Origin of the sequence: Massilia sp. Root351, from assembly GCF_001425045.1 — a bacterium.
Taxonomy (GTDB): domain Bacteria; phylum Pseudomonadota; class Gammaproteobacteria; order Burkholderiales; family Burkholderiaceae_D; genus Rugamonas.
Genome location: NZ_LMDJ01000001.1, coordinates 752,864 through 768,730, shown reverse-complemented (window position 1 = coordinate 768,730; position 15,867 = coordinate 752,864). Strand labels below are relative to the sequence as shown.

The 15,867-nt window shown below is 65.3% G+C and carries 13 protein-coding genes and 1 other RNA gene; 9 read left to right on the top strand and 5 right to left on the bottom strand.

Annotation, left to right across the window (positions count from 1 at the left end):
- Positions 1 to 18 precede the first annotated feature (18 nt).
- An RNA gene (gene rnpB, locus ASD15_RS05115) (RNase P RNA component class A) lies at positions 19 to 360 on the bottom strand.
- A 125-nt stretch (positions 361 to 485) separates the two neighbouring features.
- Between rnpB and ASD15_RS03465 the strand changes: the two genes are divergently transcribed.
- Positions 486 to 2,189: a thiamine pyrophosphate-binding protein gene (locus ASD15_RS03465; protein ID WP_057153321.1), complete on the top strand. Its 1,704-nt coding sequence runs from the start codon at positions 486 to 488 to the stop codon at positions 2,187 to 2,189.
- Here the strand turns inward: ASD15_RS03465 and ASD15_RS03460 are convergent, their stop codons facing one another.
- Positions 2,190 to 2,765 carry a hypothetical protein gene (locus ASD15_RS03460; RefSeq protein ID WP_057153320.1) on the bottom strand — a complete coding sequence of 192 codons (576 nt, stop codon included), beginning with the start codon at positions 2,763 to 2,765 and terminating at the stop codon, positions 2,190 to 2,192.
- Positions 2,766 to 2,844: 79 nt separating this feature from the next.
- The gene (locus ASD15_RS03455) at positions 2,845 to 3,921 is read right to left on the bottom strand and encodes a porin (RefSeq protein WP_057153319.1); all 1,077 of its coding nucleotides are present in this window, start codon (positions 3,919 to 3,921) and stop codon (positions 2,845 to 2,847) included.
- 783 nt (positions 3,922 to 4,704) lie between these two features.
- Here ASD15_RS03455 and ASD15_RS03450 point away from each other — a divergent pair.
- The 8 genes from ASD15_RS03450 to ASD15_RS03415 all read left to right on the top strand — a co-directional run bounded on the left by ASD15_RS03450 (position 4,705) and on the right by ASD15_RS03415 (position 14,239).
- A complete protein-coding gene (locus ASD15_RS03450) occupies positions 4,705 to 5,646 on the top strand; it encodes a MerR family transcriptional regulator (protein ID WP_307188266.1) in 942 nt (313 codons plus the stop codon).
- 146 nt (positions 5,647 to 5,792) lie between these two features.
- On the top strand, positions 5,793 to 6,839 hold the full coding sequence (gene ftsY, locus ASD15_RS03445) for a signal recognition particle-docking protein FtsY (RefSeq protein ID WP_057153317.1): 1,047 nt from the start codon (positions 5,793 to 5,795) through the stop codon (positions 6,837 to 6,839).
- A gap of 24 nt (positions 6,840 to 6,863) precedes the next feature.
- On the top strand, positions 6,864 to 7,547 hold the full coding sequence (locus ASD15_RS03440; protein ID WP_057153316.1) for a cell division ATP-binding protein FtsE: 684 nt from the start codon (positions 6,864 to 6,866) through the stop codon (positions 7,545 to 7,547).
- On the top strand, positions 7,544 to 8,458 hold the full coding sequence (gene ftsX, locus ASD15_RS03435; RefSeq protein WP_057153315.1) for a permease-like cell division protein FtsX: 915 nt from the start codon (positions 7,544 to 7,546) through the stop codon (positions 8,456 to 8,458). Before ASD15_RS03440 ends, ftsX begins: the two co-directional genes overlap by 4 nt.
- 344 nt (positions 8,459 to 8,802) lie before the next feature.
- Positions 8,803 to 9,702, top strand: coding sequence for an RNA polymerase sigma factor RpoH (gene rpoH / locus ASD15_RS03430; protein WP_057153314.1), 900 nt, complete (start codon positions 8,803 to 8,805; stop codon positions 9,700 to 9,702).
- Positions 9,703 to 9,835: 133 nt separating this feature from the next.
- Entirely contained in the window at positions 9,836 to 10,276 is a 441-nt protein-coding gene (locus ASD15_RS03425) for a hypothetical protein (protein ID WP_057153313.1), read from the top strand.
- Positions 10,277 to 10,307: 31 nt separating this feature from the next.
- Positions 10,308 to 12,062, top strand: a complete 1,755-nt coding sequence (ggt, locus tag ASD15_RS03420) for a gamma-glutamyltransferase (protein WP_057153312.1) — start codon at positions 10,308 to 10,310, stop codon at positions 12,060 to 12,062.
- A gap of 92 nt (positions 12,063 to 12,154) precedes the next feature.
- Positions 12,155 to 14,239: a TonB-dependent siderophore receptor gene (locus ASD15_RS03415; RefSeq protein ID WP_057153311.1), complete on the top strand. Its 2,085-nt coding sequence runs from the start codon at positions 12,155 to 12,157 to the stop codon at positions 14,237 to 14,239.
- Between the two features lie 27 nt (positions 14,240 to 14,266).
- On the opposite strand, the gene ASD15_RS03410 is transcribed toward ASD15_RS03415, so the two are convergent.
- The gene (locus ASD15_RS03410) at positions 14,267 to 14,611 is read right to left on the bottom strand and encodes an antibiotic biosynthesis monooxygenase (RefSeq protein ID WP_057153310.1); all 345 of its coding nucleotides are present in this window, start codon (positions 14,609 to 14,611) and stop codon (positions 14,267 to 14,269) included.
- On the bottom strand, positions 14,608 to 15,831 hold the full coding sequence (locus ASD15_RS03405) for a hypothetical protein (protein ID WP_057153309.1): 1,224 nt from the start codon (positions 15,829 to 15,831) through the stop codon (positions 14,608 to 14,610). The genes ASD15_RS03410 and ASD15_RS03405 overlap by 4 nt, the downstream gene beginning before the upstream one ends.
- Positions 15,832 to 15,867 lie beyond the last annotated feature (36 nt).

Sequence of the window (15,867 nt, the reverse complement as noted above, 5' to 3'; positions counted from 1 at the left end):
CCCAAGCACAGCTAATTCAGTTGAAGCAAGCCGGTAGGCCGGATTTTGTTACGGCGCTCGCCCTTGCGGGTCCGCGCTATGACAGCCATTCCTCTAGGCGCTGGATTACTCCAGCGCTCAAGCTTTCTACCCGCACGCTCCGCGAGCAGCATCATCGCGTGCCTATTTGAAATTGCACCAGGTGGAGGTTACCGCGTTTCACCGTAACTTAATACGCTCGTCTCTGTGGCCCTATTCCTCGCCTTATACCCCGAAAGGCTTTCAGCGGACGGCCGTTAACCGTCACCCCGCTCTATGGAGTCCGGACCTTCCTCCCGCCTTTGCATTGCTGCATCGGCCAGCGGCTGTCTGGCTTGCTTCAGGGCATATTGTACCATGCCGCCCTTTTTGGAAATTTGATGTCGCCATTTCAAAAGCCGGGCGCGGTGGCTGGCCGTAGAATGCCGCATCACTTTCCCGCATTTTCTCCTCACAAAGGTTAGACCATGACGCATCCCTCCCGCACCGGTGGCCAGATACTGGTGGACGCCCTGAAGATCCACGGCGTCGATACCGCCTTCGGCGTGCCCGGCGAAAGCTACCTGGACGTGCTTGACGCACTGCACGATTCCGGCATCCGCTTCATCATCAACCGCCAGGAGGGCGGCGCGGCGTTCATGGCCGAGGCCTACGGCAAGCTGACCGGGCAGCCGGGCATCTGCTTCGTTACGCGCGGTCCGGGCGCGACCAACGCCTCCATCGGCGTGCACACGGCGTTCCAGGATTCCACGCCGATGATACTGTTCATCGGCCAGGTGGGCAGCGACTTCATGGACCGCGAGGCGTTCCAGGAAATCGATTACCGCCGCATGTACGGCCAGATGGCCAAGTGGGTGGCGCAGATCGAGCGTGCCGACCGCATTCCCGAATACATGGCGCGCGCCTTCCAGGTGGCCACCAGCGGCCGGCCCGGCCCGGTGGTGCTGGCCTTGCCGGAAGACATGCTCACCACCATGGCGGCCGTGGCCGACACCGGCCGCTACCAGCCCACCCAGGGCGCGCCTTCGCAGCCTCAGATGGCGCAGCTGCGCGCCATGCTGGCAGGCGCCAAGCGCCCGCTGGTGCTGCTGGGCGGCGGCGGCTGGGACGCGCAGGCCTGCGCCGGCGTGCAGCGCTTCGCCGAAGCCAACGCGCTGCCGGTGGCCTGCGCTTTCCGCTTCCAGGATTTGCTGGACAACGCCCATCCGCACTACGCGGGCGACGTCGGCATCGGCATCAACCCGAAGCTGGCCGCGCGCGTGAAGAATGCCGACGTGCTGATCGCCATCGGCCCGCGCCTGGGCGAGATGACCACCAGCGGCTACGAGCTGCTGTCCTCGCCGGTGCCGCGGCAGCGCCTGGTGCACATCCATTCCAGCCCGGAAGAACTGGGCAGCGTCTACCAGGGCGAACTGATGATTGCCAGCGGCATGCCGCAGGTGGCCGCCATGCTGGCGGAGCTGGAGCCGGTGGACCCCTCCGCATGGCAGGGCAGCGTGGCCGAGGCCAGGGCCGACTACCTGGCGTTCCAGCAGCAGCCGCCCATCTTCCAGGATGGCAAGGCGCCGCTGAACCTGTGGCAGCTGGTGCAGGACATGGACGCGCTGACGCCCGCCGACACCATCATCACCAACGGCGCCGGCAACTACGCCACCTGGGCGCACCGCTTCCACCGCTACGGCGGCATGCGCACCCAGCTGGCCCCGACCAGCGGCGCCATGGGCTACAGCGTGCCGGCCGGCGTGGCGGCCAAGATCGTCGATCCGTCGCGCACCGTGATCACCTTTGCCGGCGACGGCGAGTACATGATGAACGGCCAGGAACTGGCCACCGCGGTGCAGTACCGGGCCGGCGTGATCATCATCGTGTTCAACAACCATATGTTCGGCACCATCCGCATGCACCAGGAGAAGAACTATCCGGGCCGCGTGTCGGGCACGGAGCTGCACAATCCGGACTTCGCGGCACTGGCGCAGGCTTATGGCGCGCATGGCGAGGTGGTGACGGAGACGGCGCAGTTCGCGCCGGCGCTGCAGCGGGCGCTGGAACATACGCGCGGCAAGAGCCTGCCGGCGGTAATCGAGTTGCGCTACGACGGCAACCTGATCACGCCGGGCGCAACGCTGGAGACCATCCGCAAGAACGCGCAGGCGGCGCAAGCCGCGACGTAATCAGGCCTGCTGCGGCTGCGGGGCGGCCTGCTTGACGGGCGCCTCATGCGGCATGTTGGGCACCGCAGGCTGGTCTTCCTGCGGCTCCAGCGGGGCCGGCTTGGGCGCCGGGCACGGCTTGCAGGCTGGCGCCGCGCGCCCGAAATCCTTGACCTTCCGCAGTTTGGCGGGCACGTCGGGCTGGCCGCAATAGCCGCCATCCAGCACCAAGGTGTCGCCTTTGTCTGCGAACTTGCCGCTAATGGTGCGCTCCTCCTCGTCCACGTGCACGGTGAAATACATCTGCCGGCCTTGCGGATCGATGTTGACGTCGGCCGCCACCAGCGGCCAGCTCAGGCCGCCCGCCGTGAATTCATAGATCACCGTGTCCACTTCCGCAAAGCGCTGCACGCTGATGCGCTGGCCGCCGAACTCGCCGCTTTCGGGGTGCACGCACAAGTCCGAATACACTGCCATGCCGTAGCGCGGCAAGCCTGCATTAGCCTTCGAGCCCGGCTTGGTGACCGCCTTGGGCGCGGCGATCGCGGCACTGGCCGCCAGCAGGGAGAAACATGCGATTTGATGGGCTATTTTCATGGGCGCAATTTTAGCACCGGAATAAAAAACGGCGGCCCGCAGGCCGCCGTTCTCAGCATTTAACGCCGTTTACACGGAATTAGAAGGTGTGCTTGATGCCCACGTTGAAGGCTTTATCGCCGGTACCGACTTCAGCGTTGTTGCCAACGGTGTAGCTGGCGCCGCGCTTGTTCTTGATCTTGGCGTAAGCAACATAGGTGCTGGTGCGCTTCGACAGCGCGTGCGAGTAGCCCAGTGCCCACTGGCTGGCATCGCGGTTGGCCGCTTCGTTGTCATCCTTGTGGATGTACGAAGCGATCAGGGTGCCAGCGCCGCCGATAGGAGCGGTTGCGCCGATCAGCATGGTGTCGCTGTCGGTCGATGCTGCCACCGCGGTTGCGGTGAAGGCGGTTGGGTTAGGGATAGGCGACGAGGTTGGACCCTTGTCATCGCTGTAAGCGAAGAACGCTTTGGCAACGGTGAAGTCGTAGTTGGCGGCGAACAGGGTGCTGTGCGCGTAGTCACGGTTCACAACCGGCACGCCGGCAGCGGCGGTGTCGTTGTTGCGGTTGTTGTAAGCCAGGCGAGCCTGCAGAGGGCCGTTGCCGTAGTTCAGGGACACGCCCAGCTGACGGCCAGCGTCGGCTTTCGACTGCTCGCCTACGCCGTACTGGAATTCACCGCTGAAGCCACTGTAGGTCGGGGTTTTGTAGTTGACCGAGTTCGAAGCACGCACGTTCATGCCCGAAGCGCCAAACAGGTTCTTGGCCGAACCGGCCAGGCCAGCCTGGAATGGATCGGCAACTTGCGACAGCGCCAGGTACATTGGGGTGTACTGACGGCCCAGGGTCAGGCTGCCGGCTTCTTTCGATACCAGGCCAACGTACGATTGACGCTGGAACAGGCCGGAGGTGTCGCCCACGCCGGTGTCGGCTGCGAAGCCGGCTTCCAGCAGGAACACGGCGGACAGGCCGCCACCCAGGTCTTCCGTACCGCGGAAGCCCAGACGGGACGCGCTAGCAACACCACTGCTTACTTTCGTTACGTTGCCTGCTTTGCCGCCACGCTCGGAGACCACGCCAGCATCAACGATACCGTAGATGGTGACGTTCGATTGGGCAAACGCAGCAGTGCTCATTGCGCCCAGAACTGCGATGGAGATCAGAGTTTTTTTCATTACGAGTTTCCTTCAGTTTGTGTTGCATAAAAGGGTAAAGCTGGAACCACGGCTCAATTCTTGTGCTTGTCGGCGCCCAGTCATGCTGGCGCCACACTTTGTTATTTGTGAGGGCAATCCCCGATTGCCACACTGCGATTTCGGATAAGAAACGCGTCACTTATATAGGCTGCCGCTCGCTGTTGCCGGCTTCGTCACAGAGCGGTCGGCTCTGGAGGCGGCACTATACTGGCCGTTTGCTAATCCAGCAAGTGTTATGAATCGTCCAGTGTGCGAGTGTAGAGTGAACTGCAAGCTGAACCAAACAGCATTATTTATACAGCAATCAGACCAGTTCTGCTTGGACTTGTTAGTTATAAGTAATTTCCACAATAGAATGCGCGGCGCGCCGGTTTTGTGGCAGCGCCCCCTGCGCACGCCCCTTGACGACGGCGCCGGAGCGCCTATGGTTTACTTATCGAGTCTGCTTCGACAGTGACATTTCCCGCCGCCCGGATACAACACTTCGGGAATTTTTTTTCACTTTGTTGACTTTTGTTGTCCAAGACAAACCAAGCGCCACAAGCTGAATTGTGTTCATTGTTCGGGCTGGCCAGCCTGTGTCGTGGACAAGCTTCGGCATAGGGGAGATTCGGCGGAAAGCCGGCCACGGCACGGGACACTTTCTCTACCGAAACGATTGTAGAATGCAGTTCGCAACCGGGTGCAAGCCCGGGTGCCTTGAAAGCGCGGCCACCCCGAACATGTGGCCGCTTATGCAACATGAACACTGAGGCCCCTTCTTTGACAGTCCCCAGTACCATCAGCGACGTTGAGCGCGACACCGGCGTGGCCAAGGAAACCTTGCGCGTCTGGGAGCGCCGCTACGACTTCCCGCAGCCCCTGCGCGACCCGTTCGGCGAACGCGTCTACCCCACCGAACAGGTGGTCAAGCTGCGCCTGGTAAAAAGGCTGATCGACCTCGGCTTCCGTCCCGGCAAAGTCATCCAATACAGTCCGGAAGAACTGCAAGCGCTGGCCGAGAAGGCGGCCGACGGGAGCAAGGCGCGCAGCCGCGCACACCACCCGGAACTGCAGGTTTACCTCGACCTGTGCAAGGCGCACCAGATGGATGCGCTGCGCCGCAAGCTGTCGCAAGCTTTACTGGTGATGGGCCTGAAGAGCTTTGTCATCGACCTGGTCACGCCGCTGACGGTGATGGTGGGCGACGCCTGGGCCGCCGGCCGCTTCGCCGTCTTCGAAGAGCACCTGTTCGCCGAATCGCTGCAGATGGTGATGCGCAGCGCCATCTTCTCGGTGCCGCAGGCAAACGCCGGGCACAACGGCGCGCCGCGCCCGCGCATCCTGCTCACCACCCTGCCGCAGGAACGCCATGGCCTGGGCCTGCTGATGGCCGAAGCGCTGTTCGCCGCCGAAGGCGCGCACGCCATCTCGCTCGGCATCCAGACCCCGGTGCCGGACATCGCCGATGCCGCCCGCAGCCTGGGCGTGGACAGCGTGGCGTTGTCGCTGTCGGCCTCCATGAACCCGCGCCAGGCGCTGGACGGCTTGAAGGAGCTGCGCGCGCGCCTGCCGGACACGGTGGAAATCTGGGCCGGCGGCAACTGCTCGGCGCTGCGCAAGCGTCCGCCCGCCTTCGTGCGCGTGTTCCAGCTGGCCGAAATCGGCGTCGGTATTGCCGACTGGCGCGTGCGCATGCGCACCCAGGCCTTGCCGATCGGTTAATGCGCAGTTGATGCACGCGCAGTTGACTCACGGTTAATCATCGAACAACCCCGCAGCGGCCGGCGGCCCGCGCTCTGGTAGAATACCGGCAGATTTCCCCGTCCGGCGCCGCCGGACCTTCGCTTGAAGCCCTCTACCGCACACCAATGTTTAGCTTCTTCAAGAAAAAACCTGTCCAGCCCGACACGCCTCCCGCCCTGCCCCAGGCAGCCGCTCCCGCAGCCCATGCCGACGTCACGCCGGCCACCGCGTCCGCCCCGCCCGCCCCCGTGATTGCGCCCGGCGCCGAGCAGGACAAGCCGAACTGGATGGCCCGCCTGAAAGCCGGGCTGTCCAAGACTTCCGCCAACCTGTCGGTGCTGTTCGTCGGCGCCAAGATCGATGACGACCTGTACGACGAGCTGGAAGCGGCCCTGCTGATGGCCGACGCCGGCGTGGACGCCACCCAGTTCCTGCTCGACGCGCTCAAGCGCAAGGTCAAGGAGGACAAGCTGCTGGACGCGGCCGCCGTCAAGACCGCGCTGAAAACGCTGATGATAGAGCTGCTGGCGCCGCTGCAGAAACCGTTTGAACTGGGCCGCCACCAGCCGCTGGTGATGATGATTTCCGGCGTCAACGGCGCCGGCAAGACCACCACCATCGGCAAGCTGGCCAAGCACATGCAGGGCCACGGCCAGTCGGTGCTGCTGGCCGCCGGCGACACCTTCCGCGCCGCCGCGCGCGAGCAGCTGATGGTGTGGGGCCAGCGCAACAACGTCACCGTCATCTCGCAAGAGTCGGGCGACCCGGCCGCCGTGTCCTACGACGCGGTGCAGTCGGCCAAGGCCAAGGGCATCGATGTGGTGATGATCGACACCGCCGGCCGCCTGCCGACCCAGTTGCACCTGATGGAAGAGCTGAAAAAGGTCAAGCGCGTGCTGGGCAAGGGCCTGGAAGGCGCGCCGCATGAAACCCTGCTGGTGATCGACGGCAACACCGGCCAGAACGCGCTGGCGCAGGTGAAAGCCTTCGACGACGCGCTGCAGTTGAGCGGCCTGATCATCACCAAGCTGGACGGCACGGCCAAGGGCGGCGTGATCGCGGCCATCGCCCGCGTGCGCCCGGTGCCGGTGTACTTCATCGGCATCGGCGAGCGCATCGAAGACCTGCAGCCCTTCAACGCCACGGAATTTGTCGAAGCCCTGCTGGGCTGAACGATATGAGGACGGCCCCCGCCCATGATTGAATTCCAGCACGTTAGCAAACAATACTCGGCCGACGCCACCGCCTTGCGCGACGTCTCGCTCACCGTCGACAAGGGCGAACTGGTGTTCCTGGCCGGCCCGTCCGGCGCCGGCAAGTCCACCCTGCTCAAGATGATCGCCGCCATGGAGCGCCCCAGCTCGGGCAAGGTGATCGTCAACGGCCAGGACATCGGCAAGCTGAAGCCGGCCGGCGTGCCCTTTCTACGCCGCAACCTGGGCCTGATCTTCCAGGAACAGCGCCTGCTGACCGACCGCTCCATCCTCGCCAACGTGATGATGCCGCTGATGGTGACCGGCCAGCCGCGCGCCCAAGCCGAGCAGCGCGCCCGCGCCGCACTCGACAAGGTGGGCCTGGGCGAGCGCGCCAACGCCTCGCCGCTGGCCCTGTCCGGCGGCGAACAGCAGCGCGTCTCGATCGCGCGCGCCATTGTCAACCGCCCGCAAATCATCCTGGCCGACGAGCCGACCGCCAACCTGGACCGCGCCAGCGCCGACCGCGTGCTGGACGCGCTGCGCGCCTTCCACTCGGTGGGCGTGACCTGCCTGATTTCCACCCACGACGACCAGGTGCTGGCCGGCGCGGCGCGCGTAATCCATTTGAAACAGGGCCAGCTGCAAAGCATCGACGCCGCCACGGCGCAGGAGGTGGCAGCATGAGCAGCTGGTTCCGTCAACACGGCTTCGCGCTGGGCGCCGCGCTGGTGCACCTGCGCAAGGCGCCCGGCAGTTTCCTGTTCAACATCCTGGTGGTGGCCATCGCCCTGGCGCTGCCCTTCATGGGGCTGACCCTGCTGGACAATGTGCGCCCGCTGTCCGAACAGATGTCGGTCGATCCGGAAATCAGCCTGTTCATGAAGCAGGACGTGGCGCGCGAGCAATCGGCCGCGCTGGCCACGCCGCTGCGCGAACTGATGAAGGACGCCAAGATCATCTTCGTGCCGCGCGAAAAGGCGCTGGACAACCTGAAAGGCAAGAGCGGCCTGTCGGACGTGATCGCCACCCTGGGCGAAAATCCGCTGCCGGACAGCTACATCGTCAAGCTGGACGCCTTCCGCAGCGCGGCGGCCGGGCTGGACGTGGACCTGCTGGCCGAACAGATGCGCGCCCTGCCCGGCGTGGACACGGTGCAGATCGACTCGGCCTGGGTCAAGCGCCTGGCCGCGCTGATCGGCGTCCTCAAGCTGGCCCTGCTGCTGCTGGCGGCCACGCTGGGCACCGTGGTGGTGGCGGTGGTGTTCAACACCATCCGCCTGCAGGTGCTGACGCAGCGCGAGGAAATCCTGGTGTCCAAGCTGATCGGCGCCACCGACACCTTCATCCACCGTCCGTTCTACTACACCGGCGCGCTGCTGGGCCTGTGCGCCGGCGGCGTGGCGCTGGGCGCGGTGGCGCTGGCGCTGCAGCCGTTGAACAAGGCTATTGCCGAGTTCGCCCGCCTGTACGCGTCCGAATTCCAGCTGGCCGCGCTCGAGCCGCTGCCGATGGCCGCCCTGCTGGCCGTGTCCGCCATACTCGGCCTGACCGGCGCGGTGCTGTCGGTGCAGCGCCACCTGGCCCGCCTGAACTGAGCTGCGGCGGGTTACGCGCGCTGCGCTCACCCGCCCAAAGTGCGTTCACGCACAGTCCGCGCCGCCTCCCCCCGCTATCCTGTCCGTATTGACGTTTCGCAAACACAAGGCGGTTTGCCGCGCCTTTGTCAAAAACCATCGAATAGAATCGCTCCATAGCATTACCACTATCAGGGGCATTGCAACTGGCGATTGGCACTCACCGATTGAGAGTGCTAATATAGGTCCAACTGATACCTTAACTCATGCATTAGAGCAAGATTAAGCTGAGTTTAAGACGTATCCAGCAAGATGCAAGAATCCGAAACATTCCGTGTTCGACGAGCGAGGAAACAAAAATGACTATGATGACCGCACCTGCCGCATTGGTACCAGCCAATAAGAATGCCATGGCACTGGGACTGGGATTCACTGGCAACCTGGGCAACCTGGACGCCTACATTTCGGCGGTGAACCGCCTGCCTATGCTCACGCCTGAAGACGAGAAGCGCCTCGGCCGCAGCCTCAAGGAAAACAACGACCTGGGCGCCGCGCAGGAGCTGGTGCTGTCGCACCTGCGCCTGGTGGTGTCGATCGCGCGCGGCTATCTGGGCTACGGCCTGCCGCACGCCGACCTGATCCAGGAAGGCAATATCGGCCTGATGAAAGCCGTCAAGCGTTTCGACGCCGACCAGGGCGTGCGCCTGGTGTCCTACGCGATGCACTGGATCAAGGCGGAAATCCACGAGTACATCCTGAAGAACTGGCGCCTGGTCAAAGTGGCCACCACCAAGGCCCAGCGCAAGCTGTTCTTCAACCTGCGCAGCCACAAGACCGGCCTGGACGCCATGTCGCCCACGCAGATCGACCAGCTGGCCAAGCTGCTGGACGTCAAGCGCGAAGAAGTGATCGAGATGGAAACGCGCCTGAGCGGCCGCGACATCGCGCTGGAATCGCCGACCGACGACGAAGACGACAAGTTCGCGCCCATCGCCTACCTGTCCTCCGAGCAAAGCGAGCCGACCCGCGTGCTGGAAGCCGAGCAAGTGACGCGCCTGCATTCCGAAGGCCTGGAAACGGCGCTGGGCAAGCTCGACCCGCGTTCGCGCCGCATCGTCGAAGCGCGCTGGCTGGCCAACGACGACGGCTCCGGCGCCACGCTGCACACGCTGGCCGACGAGTTCGGCGTCTCGGCTGAGCGCATCCGCCAGATCGAGTCGGCCGCGTTGAAAAAAATGAAAGGCGCGCTCGCCGCCTACGTGTAAGCAATTGCTTTACCGACAAATGGGGTCAGGGTTAATTAATCATTAACCCTGACCCTTTGTCTTTCATTCGGGCAAGCGTGCGCCGCAATTGATGTGTTTTAGCTAATATTTTGATCCAGACAGGAGAACGAATATGCAGCTCAGAATCATCAGCCTTCTTACCTGCTTCGCCGGCTTCGGCATCGTTGCCGCGTGCAGCGTGGTGGCGCAGAACGGCGGCGGGAGCGAGACACCGCCGGCGCCCAAGCGCAAAAGCGCCACCTATACCTTGACGGCGGGCCAGAGCGTGGCGCTGACGCCCACCGCCACGCTGAAACTGGAACGCGTCAACGACAGCCGCTGCAAGACCGGCGCCGTGTGCGTGTGGGAGGGGTATATCAGCTACAGCTTTGTGCTGACCAACAATGGTAACGCCAGCAACTTCGTACTGGCCGAGAAGATGCCGGGCGGTAGCAATACCGCAACCCAGCAAGGCCTGCGCTTTACGCTGACCGGCCTGGAACCGCCGGACCCGCCCGCAGTCCATGCTCCTGCGCCAACTTATCGGGTAAGCTTGCGGGTGGATATTTCCTAGCCCCCAAGCCTTGCTACCGATAAGAGTGCCCATGACTTCACCAGCCCGCCGCGCCCTCCCTTCCCTGCTTGTTTCCACCATCATCATCAGCGCCGCCATGGCCCCGCCCGTCTGGGCCAAGGGCCCGGTCGCCACCGGCACCGGCGGCGCCGTCGCCACCATCAGCGAACAGGCCAGCCAGTCGGCCCTGGCCATCCTCAACCAGGGCGGCAACGCGGTCGACGCGGCGGTTGCGGCGGCGGCCACGCTGGGCGTGACCGATCCGTTCAGCTGCGGCATCGGCGGCGGCGGCTTCATGATGATTTACCTGGCCAGGGACAAGCGCGTCATCACCATCGACCACCGCGAAACGGCGCCGGCCAATTTCCAGCCCACCATATTCCAGCAGGACGGCAAGCCGCTCGACTTCGAACAGACCCTGGCCAGCGGCATGTCGGTCGGCGTGCCGGGCACGGTGCGCGGCTGGCACGAGGCGCTGGAGCGCTACGGCTCCATGCCGCTGAAGAAGGTGCTGCAGCCGGCCATCAAGGTGGCGGCGGACGGCTTCCGGGTAAACGCCAATTTCTCCAGCCTGGTGGCGTCCAACCAGAGCAAGTTCCAGCTGTTCCCCGCCACGGCCAAGCTCTACTTGAAGGACGGCAAGGCGCTGCCGGCGGGCAGCCTGCTGCGCAACCCGGACCTGGCCAGGGCCTACCGCGAACTGGCGGCGGGCGGCATCAAGGTGTTTTATGAAGGCAAGATCGCACGCGCCATCGTCGACACCGTCAACCAGCCTGGCGGCAAGGTCCGGGCCGGCGCCATGACCATGGCCGACCTGGCCAACTATGAAGCCCGGATCCGCCAGCCGCTGCGCTCGACCTATCGCGGCTACGACATCTACGGCATGCCACTGCCCAGCAGCGGTGGCGTGGCGGTGGCCGAGGCGCTCAATATCCTGGAAGGCTACGACCTGAGGTCCATGCCGCGCGACAAGGTGGAGCACTTGTACCTGGAAGCCAGCCGCCTCGCCTTCGCCGACCGCAACGCCTACCTGGCCGACCCCGAGTACCTGGAGGCGCCGGTGCAGGGCCTGCTGAGCAAAGACTACGCCGCGCGGCGGCGCGAACTGATCAATCCCCAGCGGGCCGCGGCGCACGCCGACGCGGGCGATCCCTACCCGTTCCAGAACGACCAGAGCGTGCCGCTGCGCCCGGCCAACGCCAAGCTGCTGGCCGAGGGCGCGCACACCACGCACCTGACCGTGTCGGACAAGGAGGGCAACATCGTCTCCTACACCTTCACCATCGAATCCTGGGGCGGTAGCGGCATCACCGTGCCGGGCTACGGCTTCCTGCTCAATAACGAGATGACGGACTTCGACTTCAGCGGCCCGCATCCCAACGTGCCGGAAGCAGGCAAGCGCCCGCGCAGCAGCATGTCGCCCACGCTGGCGTTCCGCAACGGCAAGCCGGCGTTCTCGATCGGCAGCCCGGGCGGCTCCACCATCATCACCACGGTGCTGCAAACCATCGTCAACCACATCGACCTGGGCATGGGCATGGACCAGGCGCTGGACGCGCCGCGCCTGTCCCAGCGCAACAACGCCATGACCGACATCGAGCCGGGCTTCGGCGGCAGCGACGCCGCCCGGTCGCTGGAAAAATACGGCCAGCAATGGAGCGCCGCCGCGCACGAAATCGGCGCGGCCAACGCGCTGCTGTTCAATGCCGACGGCACCGTGACCGCCGCCAGCGAGGGCAAGCGCCACGGCGTGGGCAGCGCGCTGGTGCAGAAAAAGGGGCACTAGGCCAGCCAGGGGGCAGACAACTTGGGAAGTCCGCTTCCCCTTTTCTTGATATAATTGCGAATCATTATCATTTGCATTTATAGAAAGAAGCCATGTCCGTTCCACGCCTGCACTGCCTCGCCATCGCCGCCGCCCTCACCTGCCTGCACGCCCAGGCCGCCGACGAGGCCATCATGCCGACCGTCGTCATCAAGGGCGACAGCGACAGCAGTGACAGCTATGCCGCCCGCAAGAGCGCGTCCTCCACCGGCCTTGAGCTGTCGCTGCGCGACACCCCGCAATCGGTGTCGGTAGTCACGCGCGCGCGCATGGACGACTTCCAGCTCAACACCATCAGCGACGTGCTGCAAAACACCCCCGGCGTCACGGTGGAGAAGATCGAAACCGACCGCACCTACTACACCGCGCGCGGCTTCGACATCACCAATTTCCAGTACGACGGCGTCGGCGTCCCCTTCGTGTTCGGCAACGTGGGCGGCGACATCGACACCGCGCTGTACGAGCGCATCGACATCGTGCGCGGCGCCAACGGCCTGATGTCCGGCACCGGCAACCCGTCCGCCACGGTCAACTTCATCCGCAAGCGCCCCACCGCCAGCACGCAGGCGTCGGCCTCGGCCACCATCGGCTCGTGGAATCAGCGCCGCGTGCAGGGCGACCTGTCCGGTGCGCTCAACGCGGCCGGCACCGTGACCGCGCGCGTGATCGCCGTGCACGACGAGGGCGACTCCTACCTGGACCGCTACAGCAAGGACCGCAATGTGCTGTACGCGATCGTGGAAGCGCGCCTCGCGTCCGGCACCACGCTCACTGCCGGCCACACGGACCAGCGCCAGAAAACACGCGGCGGCCTGTGGGGCGCGCTGCCGCTGACCTACAGCGACGGCACCCCGGTAGACTTCGGCAGCGGCACCAGCACTTCCACCAGCTGGGCGCGCAACAAGACCGGCGACAAGCGCAGCTTCGCCGAACTGGTGCACCAGTTCGGCAACGGCTGGCACGCGCAGGCCACGCTGTCGCGCAACACCGCCATCCAGCGCGGCAAACTGTTCTACGTGTACGGCCTGCCCGAGCGCGGCACCGGCCTCGGCCTGTACGCCTATCCCTCGCTGTACGATTCGGACAACAAGCAGACCCTGCTCAACGCCAGCGCCGGCGGCCAGTTCAGTCTCGGCGGCCGCCAGCACGAGCTGAGTGTCGGCGGCAACTGGTCCAAGTCCAGCATCGACGACATCTCGCACTACGGCCAAGGCATCGGCACGGCATTGCCCGCGCTGCCGGACTGGCACGGCGCCTATCCCGAACCGTCGTGGGACGCCGCCATCGACGGCAGCTCGTACCAGGACAAGCGCAAGGGCGTGTTCATGGCGGCGCGCTTCAACCTGGCCGACAATGTGAAGCTGGTGGGCGGCATCAGCCGCACCAAGGCCGACAGCGCGGGCACCGCCTACGGCCTTAGCCGCTTCAAATCGGCCAGCAAGAGCACGCCCTACGCGGGCCTGGTGGTGGACCTGACGCCCAATCTGTCGGCCTACGGCAGCTACACGGAGATTTTCAATCCACAAAGCGAGACCGATATCGACGGCCAGACCCTGGACCCGATGCGCGGCAAGACGGCGGAACTGGGTTTGAAGAGCGAATGGTTCGACAAACGCCTGAGCGCCGCCGCTTCGGTCTTCAAGACCAGGCAGCAGAATACCGCCGAGCAGGCCGGCTACGTCGGTCCGAAGGCTTACCACCGTGGGGTGGACGCCGAATCGCAGGGCGTGGAATTCGACCTGTCCGGCGAACTGGCGCGCGGCCTGCAGGCGACCGCCGGCTTCACGGTGATGTCGATCGAGGATGCGGCCGGCAAGGCGGCCAAAACCTACCTGCCGCGCCGCACCCTGCGCATGTCCGCCACGTACCAGGTGCCGGCGCTGCCGGCGTTGAAAGTGGGCGCCACCGCCAGCTGGCAGGACGGCACCCACCGCGACGAGGCGGACGCCATCGTGATCCGCCAGGGCGGCTATGCCGTGCTGGGGCTGATGGCGCAGTACGAATTGAGCAACCAGCTCAGCCTGCGCCTGAACGTTGCCAACGTGGCGGACAAGAAGTACCTGACCAGCCTGTACTGGAGCCAGGGCTACTACGCGGCGCCGCGCAACGCGAGCGCCACGCTGACCTGGAAGTATTAAGTGCGCGCCGCGCGCGCCGGCGCGGCTTCAGGCGTGGCGGCTGCGGCTGTCCGCAGGCGCCTGCGCGCGTTCGTTCATGCCGTAGTCGCGCGCCACGGCGGCGATGCGCAGGCGGTAGTCTTCAAAGATGCCTGCGCGTCCCGCCGACTGCGCGGCGCGGTGCGCTTCCAGCTGGCGCCATTGCGCTATCGCCGCCTGGTCACGGAAGAACGACAGCGACAGCAGCTTGCCCGGCTCACTCAAGCTCTGGAAGCGCTCGATTGAGATGAAGCCGTCCACCTGCTCCAGCAGCGGGCGCAGGCTGGCGGCGATGTCAAGGTATTCCTGCTTGTGTTCGGCCCTGGGCCAGACTTCGAATATCACGGCGATCATGCGGTCTCCTCTGCTTCAATGAATTCGGGAATGCGGGCGTTCACCGAAGGCCGGTAACGCCATGCCATGGGCGCCAACGGGCCTGCTTGCAGCAGCGCCTCCAGCGCGGCGGCGGCAATGGTTTGCGACAGCACCTGGCCGGGACAAGCGTGCGCGCCCTGGCCGTAGCCAAAGGCATGGCCGTCCTGCCGTCCTTGCTGCATGTTCTGCTGCATACTTTGCCGCGACGCTGCGGCCAGCAGCACCAGTATCGCTTGCCCCGCTTCGATGCGCGCGCCGCCTATGCTGACGTGCTGCGCGGCAAAGCGGCGCGTGTTCTGGATTGGCGGGTCGTCGCGCATCACGCGGGCCACCAGCGCAGCGGCAGGCAGCGCGGCCTTGGCCGGTTCGCGCATCAGCGCCACGATGCTGTTGCCGATCAGCCCAGCCGTCGCCTCGCAGGTTTGCGACAGCAGGCCCACCAGGTTCGCCAGGATGGCGTTGGCATTGTTCCATCCCGCCGCATCGGCTTCGCTCAGCACTGCCGCGAGCAGGCAGCCTTCCGGCGGCGCCGACGACTGCAACATGGCCTTGAAGCTGCCCAGCAGCGCCAGCGCCGCGCCGTGCGCTGCAGCGATCTGCTCCGCGCTGCTGAGCGGCGACAGGCAAGCCACGAACTGGCCCATCCACGCCGCCACCTGCGGCAGCTGGGCGTCCCGGAAGCCAAGCAGGCTGGCGACGGTCTGCACCGGCGCCGCAAACATCCACGCCGACAGCGCCGCCGGTCCAAGCGCTTGCCGCGCACCAGCGCCAGCAACGGCTGCTGCGCCTGCGCCTGCTATTGCAAGCGCACCCAGGTCCGCCCCCACGGCTGCGGCAATGCGCTCCGCATCGACCAGCCCACGCGCCAACTCGCCCGCACGGGTGCCGACAGCAGCCAAGTCCAGCCCCGCCAGCGCGCGCTGCAAGACCACCTTCGGCGCCGCATGGCGCTCGCCATCGTTCATGCGCACCAGCGCACCGAACACCTGCCCCGCACCGCCTCCCGCGATGGCCGCCGGCACCGGCTCGGCCACCGGCCGCGCGCGCAACGCCGCGTGCGCCAGCACCGCGCCGACGTCGGCCGCGCCGGCAGCGATCCACAGCTTCAAACGCGCGTCGAAAAACAGCCCCTGCCGCGCGGCCAGCTCAGCGTAATACGGATACGGATCGGCGTGCGTTACCGCTGCGATAGCGTCCATGTTTCCCCCTTTTGCAAATGTCGATGCAGTGCAGTA

Bases quoted from the DNA above. Each gene is read 5' to 3' on its own strand.
- ASD15_RS03465 (WP_057153321.1), top strand. From the start codon at position 486: ATGACGCATCCCTCCCGCACCGGTGGCCAGATACTGGTGGACGCCCTG.
- ASD15_RS03460 (WP_057153320.1), bottom strand. From the start codon at position 2,765: ATGAAAATAGCCCATCAAATCGCATGTTTCTCCCTGCTGGCGGCCAGT.
- ASD15_RS03455 (WP_057153319.1), bottom strand. From the start codon at position 3,921: ATGAAAAAAACTCTGATCTCCATCGCAGTTCTGGGCGCAATGAGCACT.
- ftsY (WP_057153317.1), top strand. From the start codon at position 5,793: ATGTTTAGCTTCTTCAAGAAAAAACCTGTCCAGCCCGACACGCCTCCC.
- ASD15_RS03440 (WP_057153316.1), top strand. From the start codon at position 6,864: ATGATTGAATTCCAGCACGTTAGCAAACAATACTCGGCCGACGCCACC.
- ftsX (WP_057153315.1), top strand. From the start codon at position 7,544: ATGAGCAGCTGGTTCCGTCAACACGGCTTCGCGCTGGGCGCCGCGCTG.
- rpoH (WP_057153314.1), top strand. From the start codon at position 8,803: ATGATGACCGCACCTGCCGCATTGGTACCAGCCAATAAGAATGCCATG.
- ASD15_RS03425 (WP_057153313.1), top strand. From the start codon at position 9,836: ATGCAGCTCAGAATCATCAGCCTTCTTACCTGCTTCGCCGGCTTCGGC.
- ggt (WP_057153312.1), top strand. From the start codon at position 10,308: ATGACTTCACCAGCCCGCCGCGCCCTCCCTTCCCTGCTTGTTTCCACC.
- ASD15_RS03415 (WP_057153311.1), top strand. From the start codon at position 12,155: ATGTCCGTTCCACGCCTGCACTGCCTCGCCATCGCCGCCGCCCTCACC.
- ASD15_RS03410 (WP_057153310.1), bottom strand. From the start codon at position 14,611: ATGATCGCCGTGATATTCGAAGTCTGGCCCAGGGCCGAACACAAGCAG.
- ASD15_RS03405 (WP_057153309.1), bottom strand. From the start codon at position 15,831: ATGGACGCTATCGCAGCGGTAACGCACGCCGATCCGTATCCGTATTAC.